We start from the raw sequence: 23,873 nt of genomic DNA, 5'->3' as shown, positions 1-23,873 counted from the left end.
CGCCCGCCGGTCGGAGCGCCGACGCGCATCCCGGCCGGGTGCACGGGTAGCCCTCACCCGTGCACCCGATCCGATCCGCCGGCTCCTCCGGCGACCCCGACACCTCGGGCCGCCCCTCGGTCCTGCACCTGGACGACCCGCGCGCGGATGACCCCGCGCTCACCGGGGCCAAGGCCGCGGCCCTGGCGGCGGCCGCGGAGGCCGGGCTGCCGGTGCTGCCGGGGTTCGTGCTGACCACCTCGACGGTGGAGGTCCTGGCCGCCGGCCGGCCGTGGCCGCGGCCGGTGCAGGACGCCTGGCGCGACCTCTCCGCGGACGGCACCCGGCCGCTCGTGGTGCGCAGCAGCTCCACCGTCGAGGACCTCGGCGAGTCCTCGATGGCCGGCCGGTTCGAGTCGGTCGTCGGGGTCCGGGGCGAGGCGGAGTTCCGCCGCGCCGTGGACGTGGTGATCGCCTCCCGGGAGCAGGCGGCGGCCGCATCGGAGGCGCTGACCGGGCGGGAGCCGCTGGCCGTCCTCGTCCAGCCGCTCCTGTCGGCGCGGTGTGGTGGCGTGCTGTTCGGCATCGACCCGGTGTCGGGCCGGGAGGACCGGCTGGTCGTGGCCGCGGTGACGGGCGGCCCGGACCGGCTGGTCAGCGGGGAGGTCGACGGCAGCCGCTACGAGCTCCACCCCGACGGACGACGGGTCGCGGTCAGCACGGGCGACGGCGGTGCGCGGCTGCACCGCCGGCAGCTGCGCCAGCTGGCGCAGCTGGCGGCCGGCACGGCCGAGCTGTTCGGCGGCCCGCAGGACGTCGAGTGGGGGTACGGGGACGACGGCCGGCTGCGGCTGCTGCAGAGCCGGCCGGTCACCGCGGAGCCCCGGGGGCGACCGCAGGGGCCGGTGCTGGGTCCCGGGCCGGTCACCGAGACCTTCCCCGAACCGCTGCAGCCCCTCGAGGTGGACCTGTGGGTCACCCCGCTGCGGGAGGCGCTGGGGCGCGCCCTGGTGCTGGCCGGCACGGCTCCCGCGGCCGCGGTCGACGCCTCGCCGCTGGTGCCGGTCGTGGCCGGCCGGGTGGCCGTCGACCTGGACCTGCTCGAGCCCCGCGGCGGGTCCCCGAGCCTGTGGGAGCGGCTGGACCCACGGCCGCGGCTCCGGCGACTGCACGCGTCCTGGCGGGTGGGTCGGCTGCGGTCCGCCCTCCCTGCGCTGGCCCGGGACGTGGTGGACGCCGCCGACGCCGCGCTGGTCGAGGTGCCGGGGCTCGCCGATCTCGACGACCGTCAGCTGGTGGCGCTGCTGCACCGGCTGCGACCGGCCCTGACCGCCGTCCACGCCCACGAGCTCCTGGTCGGGCTGCTGGTCGACCCGCAGGCGCCACGCACCACGGGGGCCACCACGGCCCTCCGCGTGCTGGCGAACGCCCGCCGCGCCGGGCTCACCGACGCGGAGATCGTCGCCGAGCACCCGGTGGTGCTCGCCCTGGCGGCGCCCCAGGTCGGCCCCCGGCCCACCCTGCCGCCCGGCGTCCAGGCCCCCGAGGCCGGTCCGCCCGGCGACGAGACCGAGCCCGGCGTCCTCCGGGAGGCACTGCGGCTGCGGGCGCGCTGGCTGCAGGAGGCGGGAGCCCGGGCGGCCTGGGTGCTGGCCGAGCGGCTCACCGCGGCGGGACGGCTGCCCCGGCCGGACGACGTCCGCGGCGTGGGGCTCGACGAGCTCACCGCCGCGGTGACCGACGACGCCGCACCGCTCACCGCCCGGCCGGTCGTCCCCGGCGAGCCGCTGCCGGCCCGGTTCCGGCTGAGCGACACCGGTCACCCGGTCCCGGTCGGTGGCGGCACGGGCGCCACCGGCGCGGGTGGCGGCACCGGGACCGGCCCGGTGCACCAGGGCGCCGACCCGCCGGAGGGCGCAGTGCTCGTCGTCCGCACCCTGGACCCGGGCCTCGCACCCCTGCTCCCCCGGCTGGCCGGCCTGGTCGCCGAGACCGGCAGCGTCCTGGCGCACCTGGCCATCCTGGCCCGCGAGTCGGGGGTGCCCACCGCCGTCGGGGTGTCCGACGCGCTGGACCGGTTCCCCCCGGGGACGGTCGTCCGCGTCGACGGCGCCACCGGGCAGGTCGATCGGCAGGAGGAGTCGTGAAGAAGCTGAGCTGGGCCCTGGCCGTCGTCACGCTGCTGGCGTCCGGCGGCTACGTGCTGGTCTACGTCTACCGGTGGGAGTGGCACCGCGCCCAGCTGGTCGGCATCCTCTTCCTCGCCGCGCTGGTGGGCATGTGCACGGCGGTGGTGCTGCGCCGGCTCAACCGGCTCGAGGCGGCGACCCGCAGCCACCCCCCGACCGGGCACCGGCCCGACCCGCTGCAACGGCTGCGGGCCGCGCCGATGGAGTCGCCGACCTTCCGCTGGCTGCGGCCACAGGACCTGGACGGCGCGCACATCTTCATCCCGGTCCTGCTCGGGGGCGGCGTGCTCGTCTCCGGCGTCGCCTGGCTGGTGGAACGGCTGGCGGGTGCCTCGGCGAGAGCGGGCGTGGAGGAGGAGCTCGCCGCCTCGCTGCGTGACATCGCCTTCCCGGACGAGCCGCTGGTGCCCTCGCGCGCCGAGGGGCTCGCCGGCCCCGCCCGCAGCGGGGACCCGGCGGTGCGGCTGCTGCTGGGCCCCTCGGCGGTGGGCAGACCGCGGTGAGGCGGGTGCTGCTCTGGCTGGGCCTCGCGGCCGTGGTCACCGTGGGGCTGCTGCTGCTGCGGGCGGAGTTGATGACGGTGGATCTCGACGAAGCGGAGGGGTCGTTCACCGACGTCGTCGTCGCCGCACAGGTCACGCAGGAGGACGACCCGGCTGCTGTCCGGGAGGAGATGACCCGCGGCCTGGTGAGCACCTGCCGGCTGCTGGTGAACGCCGACGTGGTCGCCGAGTCCTTCCGGACGGTGGCGGACGGCGTGTTCGCCTTCCGCCTGCGGCCGGGGCTGGACGAGTTCGAGCGGCGCGAGCTGCGCGGGTGCCTGTCCGACACCCGGGTGCAGCACCTCCTGGTCGACGTCCGGCACCTGGAGACCGTCACCCCCGCCGCCGGGGCGGGGTCCCGCGACGGGTGACACGCCGAGACCCGGCGGTGCCGGAACACCCGGGCGCGCACGGGTCGTTGTGCCAGGTGCCGCCCACCCGAGCTCCCGGAGGTAGACCGCGTCGTGCCCCAGCTCAGTCGCAGACAGTTGCTCGCCGCCGGACTGGGGGTCGCCGGGTCGCTCGCCGGTGGAGGGCTGAGCAGCCAGCTGTGGTCGACGCTCGGGCGCGAGGACCTGGTGCCCGGGGAGATGCACCGCCTCACGCTCCCGGCGGCGGCCTGGTCGCAGCGCCCGGACCAGCTGACGTTCGCGGCCGTCGGGGACACCGGCAGTGGTGGGCGCCAGGCGATGGCCGTCGCCGAGCGGATGGCGCACGGGTACCAGAGCTCGCCGTACGGCCTGGTCACGCACCTGGGCGACCTCTGCTACTACGGCTCCGTCGAGGACCGGTTCGACGACGTGTTCACCCGGCCCATGCGCCCGCTCATCGACGCCGGCGTCCGGTTCGAGCTCGCCATCGGCAACCACGACGGCGCCCTGCACCACAGCGACGCGAGCCTGGCCGAGATCGACGCCGAGCTGCGCCTGCTGGGCACCCCGGCGCGCAACTACACGACCAGCCACGGACCGGTCGACTTCTTCTACCTGGACTCCAGCGCGCCCGGGCTGTTCGGTGCGGACGCGCCCGCGCAGCTGGAGTGGCTCGACGACGCCCTGGCCAGTTCGGCCAACCAGTGGAAGGTCGTCTGCATGCACCACCCGGTCTACTCCTCGGGCTCCCACGGCAACACCCCGGGCGCGCAGGAGGCGATCGAGCCGATCCTCGCCCGCCGGGCCGTCGACCTGGTGCTCACCGGCCACGACCACCACTACGAGCGGAGCCGCCCGGTGCACGGGGTCACCCACGTGGTCAGCGGTGGCGGGTGCAAGACCACCCCGGTGAGCCGCGGCGACACCACCGTCGCCGCCGCCTCCGCCCTCCAGTACCTGCACGTGGACGTCGCCGGTGACCGGCTCACCGGCCGGGCGGTCCGGGCCGACGGGCGCGTGCTCGACCGGTTCGAGCTGCGCGCCCGGGAGGGCCGATGACCCGGCACGGCGCGCTCGTCGCGGGGTACGCCGTCCTGGTGCTGGGCGCGGTCCTGGCGCCCGCGCTGGCGGTCCGGGCAGCCGGCGGCCGAGGTGGTGTGGGCATCGCGACCGACGGGGACCTCGTCGTCGTCAGCGGCGTGGTCGGGCTGGTCGCCGCCGCGTGGGCCTGCCGGCGGCTGCTCACCCACCGGCGACGCGGCCACGCGGCGGCGGACCGGTGGCTGGCCGCCGTGCTGGCGCTCGGCGTGCTGGCCGTGGGCGCTGCGGGTCTCCCCGCCCTGGCACTGCACGCCGCGGCGAACCTCCCAGCGACGCTGACCGAGCAGGCCTGGCTCGCACCGACGACGTGGGGCGCCGCCCTGGTGACCGCGACGCTGGCCGCGGCGGCGGCCGACCGGGGGTTGCTCCGCTGGCTCACCGCCGGCCACCCGGCGTCCCGGGACGCCCGGACCGAGCGGGTCCGGGCCACGTCTGCCGGCAGGTAGCCGGCCCCTCGTCAGCGTTCCAGCAGCGTCTCGAAGGTCCGTCCGCCGTCCGAGGACTCCAGCAGGGCCTCGGTGGTGGCGACGACGACGCGCGCCTCCCCGCCGTCCGACGTCGCCGTCACCGCCTCGGGCGCCGAACCCAGCTGGGCCACCTCCTGCCAGGTCATGCCCCGGTCGGCGGTGACCCAGACGGCGCCGGCCGGCGTGGCGCCGACGGCCTCCCGTTCGTCGATCCAGGTGACCACCTGCAGGAGGGGCGCCCCCTCGACGAGCGACCACGAGGACGCCGCATCGGTGGAGCGGAGCAGGCCCTGCTCGGTGGTCGCGAGCACCTGTGTCCCGTCCGGGGACGCCGCGAGCGTGTGCGGCTCGGCGGGGATGGAGAGCGGCTCCCAGGTCCGGCCGTCGCCGCTGGACAGCAGCGAGCCGTCGAAGCCGAGGACCCCGGCGTCGCTCACCGTCAGGCCGTGGAAGTCGGACTCCGCCTGCCGGGACAGCGGCGACCAGGTGCGACCGGCGTCGGTGGTCTCGATCAGACCGACCGGGTTCGGCAGGTCGGAGTGCAGGCCCGGGTGCCCGGAGGCCAGGTAGTGGTCGGGGCCGACGACGGCGAAGCCCATCAGGTCGATCGTCGGCCCGACCGGGGTGACGGCTCCGTCGGCGACCTGCACCAGGCCCTCGTGGGTCGCCACCAGCACCGAGCCGCTGCCCGGGTCGATGCCGACGCCGTGCACGTGGCTGGTCGGCAGCTGTCCGGACGCGGGGACGGTGTCCGGCGCCCGGTCGGAGCCGGAGGACGAGCACCCGGCCAGGACGGCGACGAGGAGCAGCGGGACGGGGGCGGCGGACGACCACCGCGGGGCGGGAGGACGGCGGGCAGGGCGGCGCAGGACGGACATCGGGTCTCCTGAGATCAGGGGAGGAACAGGCCGGACGGTGAGCAGGGCGGGGACGGCGGACCCAGCCGCCGTCCCCGCCCCGGAGGGCTCAGCCGCCGAGCTCGTCGAGCAGGCGCTGCATCTCCTCGATCTCCTGTGTCTGGGTCTCGACGATCAGCCGGGCCAGGTCGACGGCCTCGTCGTCCTGCCCCTCCTCGAGCTCCGTCCCAGCCATGACGACGGCGCCGTCGTGGTGCTCGACCATCGACTGCAGCCACATCCGGTCGAAGTCGGCGCCGGCGGGGGGCATGTCGGCCATGTCCATCCCGTCCATGTCCATGTCGCCGTGGCCGCTGCCGCCGTGGTCCATGCCGGCCGTGTCGTCCGCGGCGATCGGCTGACCCCACTGCTCCAGCCACCCGGTCATGAGGTCGATCTCCGGGTCCTGCCCGGCCTCGATCCGCTCGGCCAGGTCGCGGACCCGCGGGTCCTGGGCACGGTCGACGGCCACCTCGGCCATCGTCAGGGCGCCCTCGTGGTGCGGGATCATGCCCTGCGCGAACGCGACGTCCGCGTCGTTGAACCCCTCGGCCGGGGCCGTGGCGCGGCCTGCGTCGACGGCGGGGCCGTCCTCGCCGGCGCAGCCGGTGAGGACGACGGCGCCGGCGATGAGCCCGCCGGTCAGGCGGGCGAGTCGTGCGGTGGTGCGGGTCATCGAGATGTCTCCTGTCTACCTGCGGATGAGGGCATGCCTGAGGGCCCCGTCCCAGCACGGGTGCTGGGACGGGGCGGGCACTCGGCCTAGATCCGCAGGAGACAGAGGGACGCGAGGTCCGGCGCCGGGGCGGGCCGGAGGAGGTGCCGGAGCCTCCGCACCGACGGCGGCGGCCCCCGCAGCGAGAGGGTGGTCCGCCCGCGCAGCAGGACCGCGACGCCCAGGGAGGTCAGCGCGGTGAACAGCACCGAGAGGCACACCGTCCAGACGTCCGCTCCGTGGGCGGGCATGCCGTGCGGAGCGGCGTCCTGGTGCGTGGACGCGGGTGTGGTGACGTGGTGCATGCCGTCGGCCGTGGAGGCGGCGGCGCCGTGGTGGGAGTCGGACGGGGCGACTGCGGCCGGCGGGGTGGAGGTCGAGTCGACGACCCCGCCCATGCACTGCACGCCGTGCATGGCCAGCACGGCCGCCACCGCGAGCAGCGCCCAGATCCGCCGCCCTCGCATGACACCCCCCGGTTCAGCCCGCCGTCGCGGACCTGCCCGGCGGTCCGTCGACGCGTCCGAAGGTACCTGCGCTGACCAAGGTGGTCGGGCCCGCTGGTGCGCGCAGGCACCGACCGACCGGGACGCCCGCCGCGCGCGCCTCCCTACCGCTGGGCCCGGTCCAGGCCCCGGCCCAGGTCGCGGCCGAGGACGGCGCCGAGTGCCGCGGCCAGCCAGTCGGCGGCCTGCTGCTCCGACGGGGGTGAGGACGGGTACCGGGCGGCGACGTACCCGTCCGGGCGGACGAGCAGGACGCCGCCGTCCTCGATCTCCCGCAGGTCGGCCCAGGTGCCGTACGGGTCCTCGACGGGCTGACCCGGCCCGATCGAGACGGTGGTGAGCGACAGCCCGGCCTCCTCGCCGAGGGTGTCGGCAGCCGCGAGCCACGCCGCTCCGCCGATGCCGGTGAGCACGCTGAACCGGCCGCGGCCGACGAGGTCGAGGGTGGAGGTCCGCACGCCGCCCCGGGTCACCCAGGTGTGCGGGAGCTTGGCGCCGGGCCAGGTGGTGGGCTGCGCGTACAGCTCCGGGTCCCGGCGGTACTCGGGCATCGGCGTCCCGTCGGGGACCACCGCGGAGCTGGCGTACCGCTGGTTGTGCTCGACGCCGTGGGCGTCGAACTCGTAGGCCTTGTAGGCGATGGCCTCCCGGACGGCGGCCCGGATCTTCTCGCCCTCCGCGCCCGGCGCCTTCCACAGTGCGAGCTGGCGTTCGAGTGCGTCGGCCTCCGTGTGCTCGAGGTCGAGGGCGCTCAGGATCTTCCCGGTGTCGGCGATGCTCTGGTTGGCCCGCTCGACGATCTGCCGGGCGATCGGTGCCCGCTCGGCGTCGTAGGTCTCCAGCAGCGACGGGTCCGCCGTCCCGGCCACCACGTGGGCGAGCTTCCAGGCCAGGTTGTAGGAGTCCTGGATGGAGGTGTTGGACCCCAGGCCGTTGGTCGGCGGGTGCCGGTGGACGGCGTCGCCGGCGCAGAAGACCCGGCCCTGGGCGATCGTCGTGGCGAAGTGGTGGTTCACCGTCCACGGCGAGCTCGACTTCACCCGCATCTCGAAGTCGTCGCTGCCGACCAGCGCGACCGCGAGCTCCCGGACGAACTCGTCGCTGAGGTCGGGTGGGCCGGCGGCCACCTCGTAGCCCCACATGAGCATCCACTCGGTCCAGGGCTTGATCATCCGGAGCACGCCGAGGCCGACGCCCTCCTTCTCCGCGCCGGGCTGCAGCATCCAGTAGAGGACCGACGGCCGGTGCGCGACGAAGCGGGAGAGGTCGGCCTCGAAGACGATGCTCAGCGCGCCCCCGACGGCGCCCGGGCCCTCGAAGGGCAGGTCGAGGTCGGCGGCCACCTGGCTGCGTGCGCCGTCGGCCCCGACCAGGTACTTCGAGCGGACGGTGTAGGTCAGCCCGGTCAGCCGGTCCTGCAGCGTGGTCGTGACGCCGTCGTCGTCCTGGACGTGGGAGACGTAGCTCGTGTCGAACCGGACCCGCGCCCCGCGCTCCTGGGCGGCCTGCACCATGATCGGCTCGGTGATCGTCTGCGGCGCGTCGAGCATCGCGCACGGGCTCTGCAGCTCGTAGTCGGCGTGCCGGACCGTGTCGGTGCCCCAGGAGGGGATCCGGCCGAGCTCCTCCCCCGCGAGGCTGGTGCAGAAGGTGGTGTTGCCCATCGACTCCCAGGGCGTCGCCTCCTGCAGGAGCCGCTCCTCCAGGCCGACGTCGCGCAGCACCTCCACCGTGCGCTGGTTGGTGATGTGCGCCCGCGGGGTGTCGGACAGCCGGCCGTACTTGGTGACCAGCAGCGTCGACGTCCCGTAGGTGGCGAGGAGCAGCGCGGCCGACGCCCCCGCCGGGCCGGAGCCGACGACCAGGACGTCGGTGGTGACGGCGGGCTCAGCCGGGGTCGAGGCCTGCGGTGCTGACGGCGTCATCGAGTTCCTCCCTCGGATGGACCACAGCCACGGTGGTCACCCGCGACTGTGCCACGCATCACAGGTCGGTGGTTGAGAGCGCGACCTCTTGGACTCCGACGGTGCGCCGAAGAGTCCGACACGAGCGGTGCACGACCCGGGAGCAACCCGTTGACGTCGCGACGGGTGCGGCAGGACGATCCACGGCAGGAACTGAGACACGACGAAGGGTGCAGTCGTGCTGCGCATCGTCTCCCGGTCAGCCGTCGTCCTCTCCGCGATCACGCTCGTCCTCATCGGTGGCACGTCGGCGGCCGGTGCGACGACACACGAGCCTGCCGCGACGCAGGCGGCATCCGCGCAACGAGTCCACGCGGCAGGGGCCTTCACCGCTGCCATCGACTTCTCCAGCCTGGAGACACGGGACGTCAGCACGAGCACGTGCCTGTTCCAGGTCGAGGGCACCCTCACGTTCACCGGCACGCTCGACGGCGTGGCCAGCGGGACGACCACGGCGCTCATCGACGCGCCCTGCCTCGAGGCGTTGAGCTCCCCGCCCGGCACGTTCCGGGACGTCTTCAGGTTCGACGGCGACTTCACCGGCACGGTCGACGGGGTACCTGCGACCGGGGACCTCAGGTACGCCGGCATCACCCGGCCCGGCGGCGCGATCGACGCCACCATCATCCTGCGCGCAGAGCAGGCCAGGGCTCAGCTGCGCACGGTCGACGCCCAGGTCGGCGTCGGTGGGACGTATCGCGGAGTGGCCGTGACCAAGGGCTGACCACCCTCCATCCGACACCGCGCGCCTCTGCCGTTGGTCAGGGCACTGGCCGCCGGGTGTCCGGCCCGGACGACGGAGGTGACGCGGTGCAGGACGGCGTCCTGATCGTGGGAGCGAAGCTGTTCGACGGGGAGCGGTTCCTGCCCCGCGGGTGCGTGCTGGTCGTCGAGGGACGCATCGCCGCAGTCGACGCGCGGTTGACCGCGCCGGCCGGTGTACCGGTGGTCGATGCCCGCGGCGGCACCCTCCTGCCCGGCCTGACCGACGCACACGTGCACGTCTTCCCCGGCGCACTCCACGCGGCGCTGAGGGTTGGGGTCACCACGGAACTGGACATGTTCGCCGACCCCGCCCTCGTGACGACGTTGGTGCAGCAGGCCGCCGCCGACCCGACCGCGGCGGACCTCCGCTCAGCCGGCATCGGCGCGACCGCACCCGGTGGGCATCCGACCCGGCTGGTCGCACAGGGCCTCCTGCCGCCGTTCCCCACGCTCGAGGGGCCCGCGGACGCCGACGCCTTCGTCGCGGCCCGGGTCGCCGAGGGATCGCACTACCTGAAGGTGGTCCTCGAGGACGGCACCACCACCGGACATGCCGTGCCGACGCTGACCGCCGACACGGTCCAGGCTCTGGTCGCTGCGGCGCACGCACACGGCCTGCTCGTCGTCGCACACGCGCTCACCCAGGCCCACGCGAGGCTCGCCGTCGACGCGGGGGTCGACGGCCTGGCCCACCTGTTCCTCGACGAGCCGCTCGCCACGGAACTGCTGGACGCCATGGTGGACCGCGGCGTGTTCGTCATCCCCACGCTCACCTCGCTCGCTGCCCGCTCGGGCCACGACCGCGGTCGCGCACTGGCCGCCGATCCCCACCTCGGGCCCGCCCTGGACCCGCGACAGAAGGCCATGCTGACGATGGACTTCCCGACCGGGCCGGGCGCCCGCGCCGACCTGGACCTCGCCCTGTCGGCGGTCGCCCAGCTGCACGGTGCAGGCGTGCCCCTGCTCACCGGGACCGACGCATCGAGCCCGGGCACCGCCCACGGCGCCAGCCTGCACGACGAACTGGACCTGTTCGCGCAGGCCGGCGTCTCCCCGGCGGCGACCCTGGCCGCCGCGACCAGTGCTCCCGCCGCGACCTTCGCCCTGACCGACCGAGGCCGCATCGCGCCGGGCCTGCGTGCCGACCTCGTCCTGGTCCAGGGCGACCCCGAGCACGACATCACCCGGACCCGGACCATCGAACAGGTGTGGCGCGCCGGCCACTCGGCACCGCGCTCACCGATCGCCGAGTGACCCGGGATCGCGGGCTGACCACGGTCGAGGGCTCGATGACGCGACCGACAAGTGGCGACGACGGACACCAGCCGATCGGCCGGTGCTGCCGTGTCACCCGCGAGTCGCCAGGACGGTCGTGGCCCGCACGGCGAGGAGCTGACGGCGGGGGTCAGGACGCCGGCAGCCGGGGGGCCAGGAAGCGGGCCGTCCGGCTCTCCGCGGCGGCGGCCACCAGCTCGGGCGGGCCGGCGGCCACGATGCGACCGCCCTGGTCGCCCGCCCCGGGGCCCAGGTCGATGACCCAGTCGGCGCCCGCGACGACGTCCATGTCGTGCTCGACCACCACCACGGTGTTGCCGGCGTCGACGAGCTGGTGCAGGTGGCGCACCAGCAGCTCCACGTCGGCGGGGTGCAAGCCGGTGGTCGGCTCGTCCAGGACGTAGAGGGTGTGCCCGCGGCGGGCCCGCTGCAGCTCGCTGGCCAGCTTCACCCGCTGCGCCTCACCACCGGACAGCTCCGTCGCCGGCTGGCCGAGGCGCAGGTACCCCAGGCCCACCTCCTGCAGCACCCGCAGGCTGGTGGCCACCGACGGCAGGTCGGCGAGGAAGTCCGCCGCCGCCTCCACGGTCAGGTCGAGCACCTCGGCGATGTTCTTGCCGCGGTGGGTCACCTGCAGCGTCTCCGGGTCGTACCGCGCGCCGGAGCAGGTCGGGCAGGGCGAGTAGGTGCTGGGCAGGAACAGCAGCTCCACGGTGACGAACCCCTCGCCCTGGCAGGTCGGGCAGCGCCCCTCGGCCACGTTGAAGGAGAACCGCCCGGCGCTGTAGCCGCGCGCCCGCGCCTCGTCGGTACCGGCGAACAGCTTGCGCACCGCGTCGAAAAGGCCTGTGTAGGTGGCCAGGTTCGACCGCGGGGTGCGCCCGATGGGCTTTTGGTCGACCCGCACCAGCCGGTCGACGGCGTTCAGGCCCTCGACCCGCATCGACGTCCCGTCGGTGTCCTGGACGTCGTCGTCGGCGTCGTCGTCGGCGTCGTCCGGTTCGGCCGGGGAGGCCGCCGGCGAGCCGACGTGCCGGGCGACGGCGTCGGTGAGGACCTGGCTGACCAGGGTCGACTTCCCCGAGCCGGAGACGCCCGTGACCGCGGTGAAGACGCCCAGTGGGACGTCGGCGTCCACGTCGCGCAGGTTGTGCCGGTCGATGCCGCGCAGCCGCAGCTGCCCGGAGGGCTGCCGCCGCGGCCGGCTGGGCACGGGTCCCCGATCGAAGAGGAAGCGCCGGGTCACCGACTCCTCGACCTCGGCCAGGCCGGCGACCGGACCGCTGTACAGCACCCGGCCGCCGCGCTCACCGGAGTGCGGGCCGACGTCGACGATCCAGTCCGCCCTGCGGGCCAGCCCCATGTCGTGCTCGATCACGAACAACGAGTTGCCGGCCGCGGTGAGCTGGTCGAGCACCGCCAGCAGCGGTTCGGCGTCGGCCGGGTGCAGCCCCGCCGACGGCTCGTCCAGCACGTAGACCACGCCGAACAGCCCGGACCGCAGCTGGGTGGCGATCCGCAGCCGCTGCAGCTCGCCCGGGGAGAGCGTCGGGGTGGTCCGGTCCAGGCTGAGGTAGCCCAGGCCCAGGCGGGTGAGCACCTCGATCCGGGCGACGAGGTCAGCGGCGATGCGCACCGCGACGTCGGTGGTCTCCCCCGAGTCCGCCGCCGCCCATGCGGCGGTGGTGCCGCGTGCCTGCGCGGCCGCCCGGAACGTCTCGACCAGCGCGGACAGCGGCAGCCGGGCCAGTTCGGCGATGCTCTGGCCGGCGAAGGTGACGGCCAGCGACTCGGGCCGGAGCCGGCTGCCGCCGCACACCGGGCAGGGTGAGGTGCGGACGTAGCGAAGCACCCGCTGGCGCAGAGTCGGGCTCTTGGAGTTCGCCAGGGTGTGCAGCACCAGGGCCCGCGCGCCGGTGTACCTGCCCTGGTAGTCCCGCTGCACCTGGCCCACCCCGCGGACCGGGTGCACGGTGACCTCGGGCTGCTCGTCGGTGAACAGGATCCAGTCGCGCTCGGCCTGCGGCAGGTCCCGCCACGGCCGGTCGATGTCGTGCCCGAGCTCGACGAGGATGTCGCGCAGGTTCTTGCCGTGCCAGGCGCCCGGCCAGGCGGCGATCGCGCCGTCCCGGATGCTCAGCGACGGGTCGGGCACGAGGGAGTCCTCGGTGACCTGGTGGACCCGGCCGAGGCCCGAGCACTCGCGGCAGGCCCCCGCGGACGTGTTCGGCGAGAAGGCGTCGGAGTCCAGCCGCTCGGTCGTCCCGGGCGGGTACGTGCCCGCGCGGGAGAACAGCATGCGCAGCGAGTTGGACAGCGTCGTCACGGTCCCGACGGTGGAGCGGCTGCTGGGCGCGCCCCGGCTCTGCTGCAACGCCACGGCGGGCGGCAGCCCGGTGATCTCGTCGACGGCCGGAGCGCCGACCTGCTGGATGAGCCGACGGGCGTACGGGGCGACGGACTCGAAGTACCGGCGCTGCGCCTCCGCGTAGATCGTGCCGAACGCCAGGGACGACTTCCCGGAGCCGGAGACGCCGGTGAAGACGACCATCGCGTCCCGGGGCACCTCGACGTCGACGTTGCGCAGGTTGTGCTCGCGGGAGCCGCGGACCCGGACGCAGGAGTCCACCGGCAGGGCAGCGGGCGGGCCGGACTCGTCGATCACGGTCACCAGCCTGACGCCGGCTCACGCTGGGGCCGCGCGCGGGGCACCGGCACCGATGCGCTCCGGCTATTCGCCCAGCGTGTGCGCAGCCTCGGCGATGTCGCTCGCGGTGAGCGTCGACACGTCGGCACGGTCGAGCGCATCCACGCTCTGGCCTGCGTCGCGCGTCAGCCGCAGCGCCTGGCGGTTGAGCGCCTGCTCGAACAGCGTGCGGGCGAAACGCGCGTTACCTGACTCCTGATCCGAGGTGAGGCCGCCAAGGGTGCGGCGAAGGGTCACCTCGGCGCCGGCCTCCAGCACGTACTCGTGCTGGGCCAGGACGTTGGTGAAGATCGCTTCGAGCTCGTCCGTCGAGTAGTCGGGGAACTCGATCTCGCGGGCGAATCGTGAGCGGAGGCCGGGGTTCGAGAGCAGGAACTGCTCCATCAGCCGGGGATAGCCGGCCACGATCACCACCAGGCGGTGGCGGTGGTCCTCCATGCGCTTGAGCAGGACCTCGATCGCCTCCGGCCCGAAGTCCAGCCGGCCGTCGCCCTCCGGGGACAGCGAGTACGCCTCGTCGATGAAGAGGACGCCGTCGAGTGCCCGCCGGATCACGCGGTCGGTCTTGATCGCGGTCGCACCGACGTACTGCCCGACCAGAGCGGCCCGATCGACCTCCACGAGGTGGCCCTTCTGCAGCAGGCCGACCGCCCGGTACATCTCGGCCAGGAGCCGCGCCACCGTGGTCTTGCCCGTGCCCGGGTTGCCGAGGAACACGAGGTGCTGGGACGTCGCCGCATCGGGCAGCCCGTGCGCCTTGCGGCGCGCCTGCACCTGCAGGAAGGCGACGAGCGCCCGCACCTGTTCCTTCACCGCCTCCAGGCCGACCAGCCCATCGAGCTCCGCCTGCACCACGGACAGCGGCCGAGCCGGCCCTGGGCGACCGCCGAAGAGGTCGCTCACCAGGTCGTCCACGCCCCGCAGACCGGGCCGCGGGAGCTGATCGCTGAGTCGACCGACGGTCTCGCGGAGGTCGTCCAGTGGCTTGCGGTTGGACGCCATGCCGCGAGCCTAAGCGCCCCGGAGACGGAGCCCGTGGTGAGTCGCCGCCCAGCGACAGCGATGGACGGACTACAGAGCACCCCCGACTACCGGTGAGGAGCGCATCGAACTTCCTGTCGGAGAAACAGGAAAGCCCCGACCAGCGACGATTGCTGGTCAGGGCCTCATGTGGCTCCCCCGATAGGACTTGAACCTATAACCCTGCGATTTGATCTTGACCTAGTTGATCAACAGCGATGGTCTGCAAAAAGGCGCGATGACTAGCACAAATCATGTTGGTCCACGTTGAGTGGATGAGCTCGTCTCAGTACGTTCTCGATGAGTAAGCGATGCCTCACCGGCCCGATTGATTGCGTGATCGGGCGTCCGTCCGCTCCGGGCGCGCCGTTCCTGTCGACGCCCATCGCCAGCAGCAGGCCCCCGGATCTCACGCCGAGTCGGTTCGGCCCCGGCGACCGCTCCACGGCCACGTCCGGGTCGATGAGCGGAAAGGAGGACTCGTTTCGCGGCGAGCCGCAGGCGCGCGACCAGTCCTCGATCCAGCGGATGTGACCGGCTGGGGCCGGCGAGGAACGCGACGATTCGCCCGTCGGCCGCATCTGTCGCGGTCAGCCAGGGTCGGAGGCGGCACGTCTGGCCGCCCAGCTCCACGATCCGGCCGACCTGTGGCAGCACGTCGAGCTGGTCGAGCTGCTGGACGTGGCCGGCGAGATTGACCTGTAGAAGGTCGCCGAAGCCGTTTCCGCGCTGGGCGACAGCAAGCCCTACCTTCTGAAGCCGCCGCCGCCCACCCGAGGCTTCGCGCAGGACCGCCGGGCGGCCGGCGATCAGGGCAGCGGCGTCACCTGGGGAGGCGTCTTGCGCGGGCATGAGTAAGGGCGTCCGGTGCAACCGGTGGGGCCATCGTGTCCGTCGTGGCTCGATGACCCCCTCTGTGATTGCGTACATGCGCGCCTGACGCGCGCGCGCGGGCGGTCGCGGCAGAATTCGACGCCGTACCGGACCGGAGGCGCGCCGTCGTGAATTTACTTGCTACAGTTCTTCCGGGTGTTCGACAATTGCGCACCCCTGCCACCGTAGGGGCGCTGTGGGTCGCCGTTATCTGCGTGATCGCCGTGCCGCGGTGGGACAGGCTGCGAGTCAACGCTGGCCTGGCTCAGGTGCAGGCGCTTGTGGACACATTTCCGCAAACCATAGCGATAGCCGCCCTGGTCTTGAGCACTTATCTTATTGGCTGCATTGCCACACCCTTGCAGTTGGCACTCGGGCGTCGCTTAATTGCCTTGGGCTTCGCCACTATCGACCCGTCCAGGCAGCACAACGCTCGTGGTATTCGTGGTCGAGTGCAGCGACTAGGTTACCGACTCCACGATCACATGGCAGAGGATCCACATTCTGTGACAATGCCGCTTGAGAGCGCGATGACTGCCAGCTTCGCGCAGGCGGGAGCGCCGGCCCTAGCGTGTCAGGTGGTCCCCTTTCATTACGTGCTCGAAAGCCTAGAGTCGGCCGCGGTCCAGTTGTGTGAGAAGGTTCCTCTCCAAGCCGAGGAGTACGACCGCCTGAAGTCTGAGTCGGAGTTTCGCGGCGGAGTCGCCCTCCCGTTAGGCGTCCTCATTGGCTTAATGTCTGCACCGATCTCACTGTTATTGCTTCCGGTCGCGGTGGCACTGCCCCTCGGGCTCATTTTTCAATCACACCAGCTGCGTCAGCAGTCAAGAAAACTGTTGGCAGTATGCCTGAATCTGGGCTATGCGCGCTCGCCGCTCCTTGACGGACTCGTCGCGGCGGTAAAGCGCATGAAGCTACCCGAGGACGCCTCGTCAGGCACTTGGTCAGCCGCTATCGCTCTGGCTGCTACATATCTAGGCGACTGGGAGATGTCGACGCAGATGAAGCACGAGTTCTATCCCGGGCTGTCCGCAGAGGAGCCCAAGAACGTCCAAGACTTCCTCGACTTCCTCATGGCCCACGAACCTGACGGCGTGTGGCTAGACGTGCAGGAATTGCGAAAGTTGGGCAGGGAGGTAAACGATATGTACCCGACCGAGCCTGAGCCCGTGGCATAAGTTGCGGGCAGCCGTTCCACTTGCTGCGGTCTACAGGCCCGGCGCTGGAGCCGTGGCTAGCGCGCCAGTGGCGCACCTTAAAATCCGTGGCCCGAGCAATCACCCCTACCAACACCGGGGCTGACCTCCTTCGGAGCCAGCGCGCATGATTCTTACCGCCGGCACCGCCGGCCCCCTCGTCACCCCGAGCAGGTCGAAGACCTCCTCATCAAGCCAGTCCTGGCCGCCTCCGTGGCGCTCAACCCGCTGTGCTCGCGGGTGCTGACTTCGTCACCAACCCGGTGACGGCGCTGGTGCTGGCCAACCTGAAGGAAGCCACCGGGTCGGGCAAACCACTGCTGTCCCCTGACCCGACCCCGGCGACCCGGCGGGTGATCTTCGGAGTGCCGCTGCCAACCTCCCCGGAGGCCCCGGTCGGGACGATCTGGGGACTGCCCGCCGACCGGGTGGTGACCGCCGTCCAGCGCAACGCTGAGGTCAAGGCCGACCGGTCGGTGTTCTTCACCAGCGACCGGGTCGCCGTGCGGCGACCTGCCGGGTCGGCTTTGGCTCCCCGCACACTGCCGGCTCTGGTGCGGATCCGGCTCGCCGCGACCTGACGGGTCCACACCGGGGAACGCGTAAACCTTACCGGGATTCCGCCTCGCGGGTGCTACCCATGACATCTACTGCCGTGAAGCACGGTCACGGAGTTGCAGGCCAAAGGAATCGTGTGGGGCGATCGGGTCACTCATGCCCGCACGAGTAGCGGCCTTCACATCACGAGTCCCGACCACCGTGCACATGCGAGAGCGCTCGGCGGCATCACTGATCACCCGATTCCGCGGAGCGCTCTCATGTCAGGAGGATCCGTAGGCCGTGTCGACGTTTTGCACTTCGATCCTGAACCGGCCGCCAGGGTGTAGGTAACCAATCGCATCGCGCAACTTGTCGCGGTGTGCCCTGAGGTCCCGCTCCCAATCCTCTCGACTTCTCACCTCCATGGACTCGTCGTTCACGTACACGGGCACTCGGCCACCAGCAATCTGTAACTCATACTCGTCGTATTTAATTGGGTTTTGCAGGCCGCCTGTCACGAAGGAACACCCTTGCGGACCGGCGGCTATGGACCAAGTGAGTCCAGGCATGCCGTGAGCCGTAGCGACGAGACTGCCCGGACTATGCGGTTGGAGTGACCAACAGAATGTTGAAAGCCCATGTCCTATCGACGGCAGCTCGAAGGACTCCTCGTCTGGCATCGACGATGCCAGCAGATACTCAGGAACGAGGTCGTCATCATGCTCGTGAAGTAGCGCCTCCAAGGCTCGAAGGATGAAGGCTCCCGAGAAGCAGGAGTCGAGCATGACCGCGATACGTAGGCGCTCCGTCCCAGGTGCGGCACGACGAATCTCGAGGCAGAAGTCTAGAAAGTCGTCGGGAGTCAGGAAGGTGTCGTTCGCGAGACACAGCGCGCCGTCTCCCTCACGGCCATGCCCAGAGAAACAGAAGTTGAGCAACCCGCCGTCGAAGTTCAGGTCGTTATACGCCTCGGTCTTAAAATACTGCTGGATCTGCCCGAACGACTCAGCCAGTTCCGCGTAGTCAATATCGATCTTTGCATCGTGGTGGTACTGGTGAGTGGCACCGCGATAGCCGGGCTTGTCCCGCCAATGGTCATCCCAGTAGGTGATGTCCGGGATAGAGCAGAGAAGACTGCTCGCCGTCTTGGGAAGCAATACCCAAGATTTAGATCGCCGATCGATCGGAGCACCACCCGCAGGCCCAGTGGCAGCGACCTGAAGGAATGCATGCCAATTTCGCATCTTGCCCACGTCAGGCGCCTCCGCAGGTAGTGATCAAGGACTGCATCCAAGGGTTCACTGCGGGTCCTCGGACTCGGCTTCCAAGATGCGCGCCGGGTGCTCGAACCGGATCTGAGTGAGCACAAGACTGCCCAGGCCGAGGACGCCCATGGCGTAACGCTTCACGTCTGGGCGCTTCTGGATGCGGTGTCGGTCTACGTTGCCGAGCGCCTGCGCGAGGCCTTGCCCCAGGAACCGCCAGCCGTCATGTTCATTCGCTTGGCCCCCGAGGCGCAGAGGGCCGTCACTCCTCATGACGTTGGCGTAGAGCCACGTGCCGACGATAACTTCATACTTGGCCGTGCGTGGGTCACCACCCCAGGTCCGGACCTTGTCCTCCAGGAAGATGGCCACGGCGGCGGGAATCTTGGCCCAGTCGTCGTCGGCGACGAGCCCTTGAACGTGAGCCCACAGCTCCGGATCGATCGAGGCGTCGTCAAGGGGACTGTTCTCACTGAGCGTCTCTAGAGCAAAGATCGCGGCTCGAAGGACGCCGCGTCCTCGGTTGGCGGCGTCCTCCCGGAACGCCTCCATGTCTTTCATTGGCCCCTTGGCGAGCGTGTATGGCTCGTTCCTCACCTCGGTAGTTTGCTTGAACTCCCGCACCTGCTGCGCCTCAGCCCCGAAGGTCGCGCAGCACGGATAGGCACTTGGATCGCCACTCCAGGAAGGCAGACTCCCTGCCCATCTCGCCGAAGTGCTCCTCCAGCTCGGTCAGAGCCTTGGCTGCTGCGTCCGCTCTCACTCAACCGAGGTTACGTACGCTTCGGTCTCATCCATTCGCCGACACGACCTGTGCAGTCAGCTCGCGTCTGGAAGCTCGAAGACCTCCTGGTATGCGGAGACGCGCGCAGAAGGCCCCCGGCACGGTCGCCCGGGACCTCACAGTGCTGGGAAGTGACGTGAGGACGCCCTGGTCAAGGCGGCGTAGCGGCACCTCGGTCGGGCTGACGGTGAAGCTGGTCAGGCGGGGGCGGCGTGCGCCTCGAACGCCGCGAGGTCTAGGACGGCGCGCCGGATGGCGCGCAGGTCCTGGGTGGGGACCTCGATGGTGCCGGCGTCGGGTGGGGTGGTGTCCTCGGCGAGGAGTCCGGCGGGTTCGGCCTTCGTGTGGATGAGATCGACGTAGGCACCAAAGTCGATGACCCAGACGTCGTACCGCTCCCCGGGCTCATCCTGAGCGGAGTACCCGCGCCGGACGAGGTGGAGCACCCGCGCGTCGAACAGGGTGAGCAGCAGTGGCGAGTCGGCCGACTGCTGGTTGACCAGGAAGCCGCGGGCCTTCTTCTCGCGGATGACCTTGTCGATGATCCAGTTCAGCAGCCGGAACGCGTCCGGGTAGCCGCGGAGAGCGGCTTCCTTGTCGGCCTGAAACCAGGCGCGGGCGGCGGCGCGGACGTCCTTGATGGCGATGCGGTCGGTGCCGGCGCGCAGTGCGGCCCGCGCCGCGATGTTGATCGCGTCCCGGGGGACTCCCTCAGCGGCGCGGACGAGCTCCTCGAAGGCGCGCTTCTCGGTGAACCCGAGTCGCACGAGGTCGACCTCCGTGCTCAGTCCGTCGACGCGGTCCGCGGGGTCGACCCCGGAGGTCAGGTGCTTGAACAGCAGACCGCGGAAGAACTCGATGGACCGGCCGGCGTCCTCCTCATAGACCATGAACTCGTCGAGGTTGAGGTTGGCGGTGAAGTCCGCGCCGAGCTCGATGCCGACTGCGCGGCCGTCCAGCTGAGCGCGGAAGTTCGACTGCTGCTCGATCGCGCCGATCTTCACGGTGAACTTCGGAACTGGCGTGACGCAGCGGACGAGGAACTCGCCGAGCAGTGGCTGCACATCGGAGGGGACACTGCTCCACTCATCGAGCAGCAGCCAGACCCGGCGGGTCTGCATGGAGTCAGCCAGGTCACGCAGGGCGCGGGCGATGTCTGTGAAGTTCAGCGCCAGCCGCTCGGTCCCGGTCCGGACCTCTCGGCGGTTGGCGCGGGCCTCGGTGCTTCGGCTGCGGTCCAGGCCAGCGGTGAGGCCGGGGGTGCCGCTCAGCGTGGCGCCCAGCTTGCCGGCCCGGCTCTGCGCGGCCTTGTCCTCGTCCTCCTGGGCGACCTCAACGCTGCCGTCGACGCGGACCGTCGAGATGGCTTCGGACAGGGCGTCCAGGTGGTCGACGAACCTCTTGTCGGTGATCAACTTGTCGTCATCCAGGGCTGTGGCGATCAAGGACTCGTGGACGAGGGAGAGCAGGTCACTCAGCAGTCGGGCGGCGCGCTCGGTCGGCGAGACCTGATCCCCCATGAACAGGCCCTCGGGCGAGCCGATCGTGCGGAGGTCGGCGTAGATGGCGACGTCACCGCCGGCCTGGATCTCGGACTCCACGTACCGCAGCGCGTGGGTCTTTCCCGTGCCTCGTCGTCCGTACAGGACCTGGTGATCGCTCGCCTCGAGCGCGACGGCGACGCCGGAGTCCAGGAACGTCTCCCGCAGGCGGTCAGACTGCCGCTGCTCGGCCCGCTTGGGGATGAGGTTCAGCGCGCGGTTGACCTGCGACAGCCCAGTGGACACGGGCGGGACGGTACCGCGCAGAGGTGTCCGGACGGAGCGACCCCGAGGATCCGGAAGAGCCCGCCTACCCCTGTTGCTCTCCAGCCCCGGCGTCGGGCTACGCGTCCGCGGCGACAGGCGAGCGGGTTCTGGCGTCCCAGTGGTCGAGGTACTCGGCGGCCGCGCGCACCAGTGCTGGGTCGTCGCGCAGCATGCCGATCCCGGAGTTGCAGGTTCGGCAGAGGATGGCGCGCACGCAGCGGCCGCACGAGTAGGCCCCGTCGCAGCATCGGTGGTCGTGGTCGACGGAGATGGCCTCGTTGGGGCAGCCGTCGATCGCGCAGACATTGCCCTGCTCCTGGACCATCTCGATGTAGCGCCCCGGTGGCAGGCTGAAGTTGAAGCGGGCGTTGTAGTCGCGCCGCTCCAGGGGCCACTCGGGGCGGCCGTAGTAGGCCTCTTTCCAGCACTCGTCACTGCAGAACCGGACCGCGCCGTTGGGGCGCGCGGCGCGGCGCTCGGTGAGGTCGGCCCCGCACGTCTCGCACCCGGTCGAAGTCGGGACCCACGGCCGGCCGCGCTTGGCCTCGCGGGCGGCCGCCAGCTTCCGGGCCTCGACCTGGTTGCGGCAGCGGCGGCTGCAGTACTTGGCGTCGCGGCGCAGATGGGTGATCTCGGTGCCGCAGGTGGGGTTGACGCAGAAGTCGTGTTCGCGAGGCAGGCGCTGGCCGGCGCGGCGTGCACGCTGGAGGTTCATCGCCGTCGCGTGCCGGCCGTGGAGGTACTCCTGGCGGCATCCGCGGCAGTACTGACCCGGAACGCCCCAGGCGCTCGGGGTGTACTCGGTGATGCCCCGCCGCTTCCCGCAGCGCCCGCAGGTCTGGGTGGCGCGGTGCTGCCTCATGGGCGGGCCTGGGCCGGGTGGTGCGTCACCGTGGAGGTGTTGCGTTGGGGGCTGAACGGCGGCATGGGCGGATCCCATCACCTGGCGCCGACAGAGCCGCAGGTCGCGCCTGCGCCGGGGGTCAACTCGGCGTCTGCAGTGCCTCCGGGGTGGAGATGAACCGCAGGAAGCGGCCTCCGAGGGGGCTGGTCGCCGATCGCCACAGACTGTCGCCGGTGCTGATGGTGTTGAGCCCGCCCATGTTGGTCAGCGCGGCGTCGCTGAGGTCGCGCGTGAGCAGGTCCACCCAGCCGTCTGGCCGGCCGGCGAAGTCGGGCAGCTGCGACAGCAGGGAGCTGCGGCCGCCCATGAGGAGGTTGGGCCGGGCCACGCCCGCGGCGTCGAAGAAGGCGCCGGGGTCGTCGAGGAAGGTGAGCAGCCGCAGGTGCGAGGGGGTGAGCTGGTCGACGAGGCGGAAGAAGCGGGCCTGTTCGTCCACGTCTGGGGCGTCGGGTCCCAGGCTGTTGAGCACGCCGTTGCGCAGGGCGTTCAGCTTCTCGTCCTGGTGGGTGGCCTGCGCGGCCCGGCTGGCGTGGACGACCGCGTCGACGAACACCTCGTCCTCCGCCAGGTCCTGGAACGGCGGCCATCCCTCGATGGTGTCCTGCAGCTCGGTGATCGCCTCGGCGACGTCCTGCAGCCAGGCCTGCATCCGCTTGTTGTAGGCCCACCCCATCGTCATCGCCAGCGCGACCCCGACCGGGCCGCCCACGAGGGGCACGACGCTGGCAGCCGCCTCAACCACGCCCTCGACGACCTCCCGGCCGGTCGACTTGTCCGGCGGCGGTGCGAGGCGGTCGTTCTTCTCCGGCGGCGGTGTGGTGGTCACGGTCGCACCGTAGAGGTAGGGCGTGGCGACACGGGGTCACCTGGCGGGCTGGTCCGGGTGGGGGGGCCGGCGTGCTGCGCTGGCCGCCCGCGCCGGCCCGGTCACTCCGGGGCGGGTGCGGCGTCCGACGGCTGGTTCGACGTGCGCTTCAAGGGTGGGGTGGCGTTCGGTGGCGGTGGACCGACCCAGCACTGCCTGGTGTCACCCCGCTGTCGGCGGATGTTCCGCCGGCGGCCGCCGCGGTGCTACTCGGTGCCGGCGGCGCGGCGACGGAGCCGGTCGATGTAGTCCTCGCGCAGCATCTGGCGGCAGCGCGGGCGGGTGCCGCCGTTGATGTCGCGGACGTACTTCGCCAGGCGCTGGGGGTTCTCCCCGGACCATCCGTTCGCCAGGGCCCACCCCTGCATGGCCGCGTCGTCCATCGGGATGCCGGCGTCGCGGAGCGCGAGCAGGGAACTGACGACCATGTCCTTCTCGAAGCCGGCGGAGATGGTGTTGTTGTGGTTGATCGAGCCGGTGAGGCCGGTCAGCGCCTCGACGACGACCGGGTCGAGGACGGGTGTCGGGTCTTCCCATGCCGAGCCGTCCCCGAGGACGGCGGGCCGCACAGCGGAGACCCATGGCCGGAGAGCGTCGTCGTAGGCGGGGATGACGCACAGTGCCCGGATGCGCCTGCCGGCGAACCGGACCAGCTCACCGATGTCGTCCATGTCCGCCCAGGCCATCAACACCGGCCCGGTGCCGCGCAGGTGCGTGCCGCCGCGGCCGGTGATGTGATCGACGTTGCGGTGCCGGGTCACCAGCCGTTCCAGCTGCGGACAGTTGCTCAGGTTGGACTTCAGGCTGGTCCACACCGTCAGCGTGTCGCCTTCGGCCATGTGCCCGACGCACCAGTCGATGGCCGCACTGAGGCCCTCGTCGTCGTAGCTGGCGACGGCCGCCGGGTAGTTCACGTCGCGCTCGAACATCTCTGCCTCCGCTTGTGTGGTCGGCGGCGACGGTAGAGGGGGGCACCGACAGGTTCCGCCGGTTCTCGACGCGAGGTCGCACTGCGGAGCCGGCGACGTCGGACAACGCGCACGTCGTCCCCTTCAGACGGGGCACCGGATAGCCGAAGGTGAGGGGGTGCGGGTTCAGAGCTGTTCGACCAGTGGGTGCACGAAGCAGGCGGCGTTCACGA

Annotated in this window: 21 protein-coding genes; 9 read left to right on the top strand and 12 right to left on the bottom strand. The window is 71.7% G+C overall.

Annotation, left to right across the window (positions count from 1 at the left end):
• Positions 1–59: 59 nt before the first annotated feature.
• The 5 genes from FB380_RS22915 (at position 60) to FB380_RS22895 (ending at position 4,628) form a co-directional block, all read left to right on the top strand.
• Positions 60–2,126 (top strand): PEP/pyruvate-binding domain-containing protein, encoded by a 2,067-nt coding sequence (locus tag FB380_RS22915; protein WP_166757631.1) that lies wholly within the window; start codon positions 60–62, stop codon positions 2,124–2,126.
• Positions 2,123–2,671, top strand: coding sequence for a hypothetical protein (locus FB380_RS22910; RefSeq protein ID WP_166757630.1), 549 nt, complete (start codon positions 2,123–2,125; stop codon positions 2,669–2,671). The genes FB380_RS22915 and FB380_RS22910 overlap by 4 nt, the downstream gene beginning before the upstream one ends.
• A gap of 5 nt (positions 2,672–2,676) precedes the next feature.
• Positions 2,677–3,081, top strand: coding sequence for a hypothetical protein (locus FB380_RS22905; protein ID WP_166757629.1), 405 nt, complete (start codon positions 2,677–2,679; stop codon positions 3,079–3,081).
• Positions 3,082–3,174: 93 nt separating this feature from the next.
• Positions 3,175–4,140 (top strand): metallophosphoesterase family protein, encoded by a 966-nt coding sequence (locus FB380_RS22900; RefSeq protein WP_166757628.1) that lies wholly within the window; start codon positions 3,175–3,177, stop codon positions 4,138–4,140.
• Positions 4,137–4,628, top strand: coding sequence for a hypothetical protein (locus FB380_RS22895; protein WP_166757627.1), 492 nt, complete (start codon positions 4,137–4,139; stop codon positions 4,626–4,628). The genes FB380_RS22900 and FB380_RS22895 overlap by 4 nt, the downstream gene beginning before the upstream one ends.
• Positions 4,629–4,639: 11 nt before the next feature.
• Here FB380_RS22895 and FB380_RS22890 read toward each other — a convergent pair whose 3' ends face one another.
• The 4 genes from FB380_RS22890 to FB380_RS22875 all read right to left on the bottom strand — a co-directional run bounded on the left by FB380_RS22890 (position 4,640) and on the right by FB380_RS22875 (position 8,691).
• Positions 4,640–5,527: a F510_1955 family glycosylhydrolase gene (locus FB380_RS22890; protein WP_229682336.1), complete on the bottom strand. Its 888-nt coding sequence runs from the start codon at positions 5,525–5,527 to the stop codon at positions 4,640–4,642.
• Positions 5,528–5,615: 88 nt separating this feature from the next.
• Positions 5,616–6,221 (bottom strand): DUF305 domain-containing protein, encoded by a 606-nt coding sequence (locus FB380_RS22885; RefSeq protein ID WP_166757626.1) that lies wholly within the window; start codon positions 6,219–6,221, stop codon positions 5,616–5,618.
• A gap of 86 nt (positions 6,222–6,307) precedes the next feature.
• Positions 6,308–6,727 (bottom strand): DUF6153 family protein, encoded by a 420-nt coding sequence (locus FB380_RS22880; protein ID WP_166757625.1) that lies wholly within the window; start codon positions 6,725–6,727, stop codon positions 6,308–6,310.
• 143 nt (positions 6,728–6,870) lie between these two features.
• Complete coding sequence (locus tag FB380_RS22875; protein WP_166757624.1) at positions 6,871–8,691, bottom strand: FAD-dependent oxidoreductase; 1,821 nt, start codon at positions 8,689–8,691, stop codon at positions 6,871–6,873.
• 217 nt (positions 8,692–8,908) lie between these two features.
• On the opposite strand from FB380_RS22875, the gene FB380_RS22870 reads away from it, so the two are divergent.
• Positions 8,909–9,454 (top strand): hypothetical protein, encoded by a 546-nt coding sequence (locus FB380_RS22870; protein ID WP_166757623.1) that lies wholly within the window; start codon positions 8,909–8,911, stop codon positions 9,452–9,454.
• Between the two features lie 86 nt (positions 9,455–9,540).
• A complete protein-coding gene (locus FB380_RS22865) occupies positions 9,541–10,749 on the top strand; it encodes an amidohydrolase family protein (protein ID WP_166757622.1) in 1,209 nt (402 codons plus the stop codon).
• 151 nt (positions 10,750–10,900) lie between these two features.
• Here FB380_RS22865 and FB380_RS22860 read toward each other — a convergent pair whose 3' ends face one another.
• Both FB380_RS22860 and FB380_RS22855 read right to left on the bottom strand, forming a co-directional pair.
• Positions 10,901–13,435, bottom strand: coding sequence for an excinuclease ABC subunit UvrA (locus tag FB380_RS22860; protein WP_208383960.1), 2,535 nt, complete (start codon positions 13,433–13,435; stop codon positions 10,901–10,903).
• Positions 13,436–13,501: 66 nt separating this feature from the next.
• Entirely contained in the window at positions 13,502–14,380 is an 879-nt protein-coding gene (locus tag FB380_RS22855) for an AAA family ATPase (protein WP_229682335.1), read from the bottom strand.
• 1,520 nt (positions 14,381–15,900) lie between these two features.
• Here FB380_RS22855 and FB380_RS22850 point away from each other — a divergent pair.
• The gene (locus FB380_RS22850; RefSeq protein WP_166757620.1) at positions 15,901–16,548 is read left to right on the top strand and encodes a hypothetical protein; all 648 of its coding nucleotides are present in this window, start codon (positions 15,901–15,903) and stop codon (positions 16,546–16,548) included.
• Positions 16,549–16,796: 248 nt separating this feature from the next.
• Entirely contained in the window at positions 16,797–17,147 is a 351-nt protein-coding gene (locus tag FB380_RS22845; protein ID WP_166757619.1) for a phage major capsid protein, read from the top strand.
• A gap of 240 nt (positions 17,148–17,387) precedes the next feature.
• Here the strand turns inward: FB380_RS22845 and FB380_RS22840 are convergent, their stop codons facing one another.
• From FB380_RS22840 to FB380_RS22815, 6 genes are all read right to left on the bottom strand, one after another.
• A complete protein-coding gene (locus tag FB380_RS22840) occupies positions 17,388–18,359 on the bottom strand; it encodes a hypothetical protein (RefSeq protein WP_166757618.1) in 972 nt (323 codons plus the stop codon).
• Positions 18,360–18,404: 45 nt separating this feature from the next.
• Positions 18,405–18,995, bottom strand: coding sequence for a TIGR02391 family protein (locus FB380_RS22835; RefSeq protein WP_166757617.1), 591 nt, complete (start codon positions 18,993–18,995; stop codon positions 18,405–18,407).
• A 357-nt stretch (positions 18,996–19,352) separates the two neighbouring features.
• The gene (locus FB380_RS22830; RefSeq protein ID WP_166757616.1) at positions 19,353–20,942 is read right to left on the bottom strand and encodes an ORC-CDC6 family AAA ATPase; all 1,590 of its coding nucleotides are present in this window, start codon (positions 20,940–20,942) and stop codon (positions 19,353–19,355) included.
• 97 nt (positions 20,943–21,039) lie between these two features.
• Entirely contained in the window at positions 21,040–21,678 is a 639-nt protein-coding gene (locus FB380_RS22825; RefSeq protein WP_166757615.1) for an endonuclease domain-containing protein, read from the bottom strand.
• Between the two features lie 268 nt (positions 21,679–21,946).
• The gene (locus tag FB380_RS22820) at positions 21,947–22,693 is read right to left on the bottom strand and encodes a hypothetical protein (RefSeq protein ID WP_166757614.1); all 747 of its coding nucleotides are present in this window, start codon (positions 22,691–22,693) and stop codon (positions 21,947–21,949) included.
• A 245-nt stretch (positions 22,694–22,938) separates the two neighbouring features.
• Positions 22,939–23,661 carry a hypothetical protein gene (locus tag FB380_RS22815; protein ID WP_166757613.1) on the bottom strand — a complete coding sequence of 241 codons (723 nt, stop codon included), beginning with the start codon at positions 23,659–23,661 and terminating at the stop codon, positions 22,939–22,941.
• Positions 23,662–23,873: the final 212 nt, after the last annotated feature.

It is taken from the genome of Modestobacter marinus, from assembly GCF_011758655.1.
GTDB lineage: Bacteria > Actinomycetota > Actinomycetes > Mycobacteriales > Geodermatophilaceae > Modestobacter > Modestobacter marinus.
This window is presented reverse-complemented; position numbering and strand designations above follow the sequence as displayed.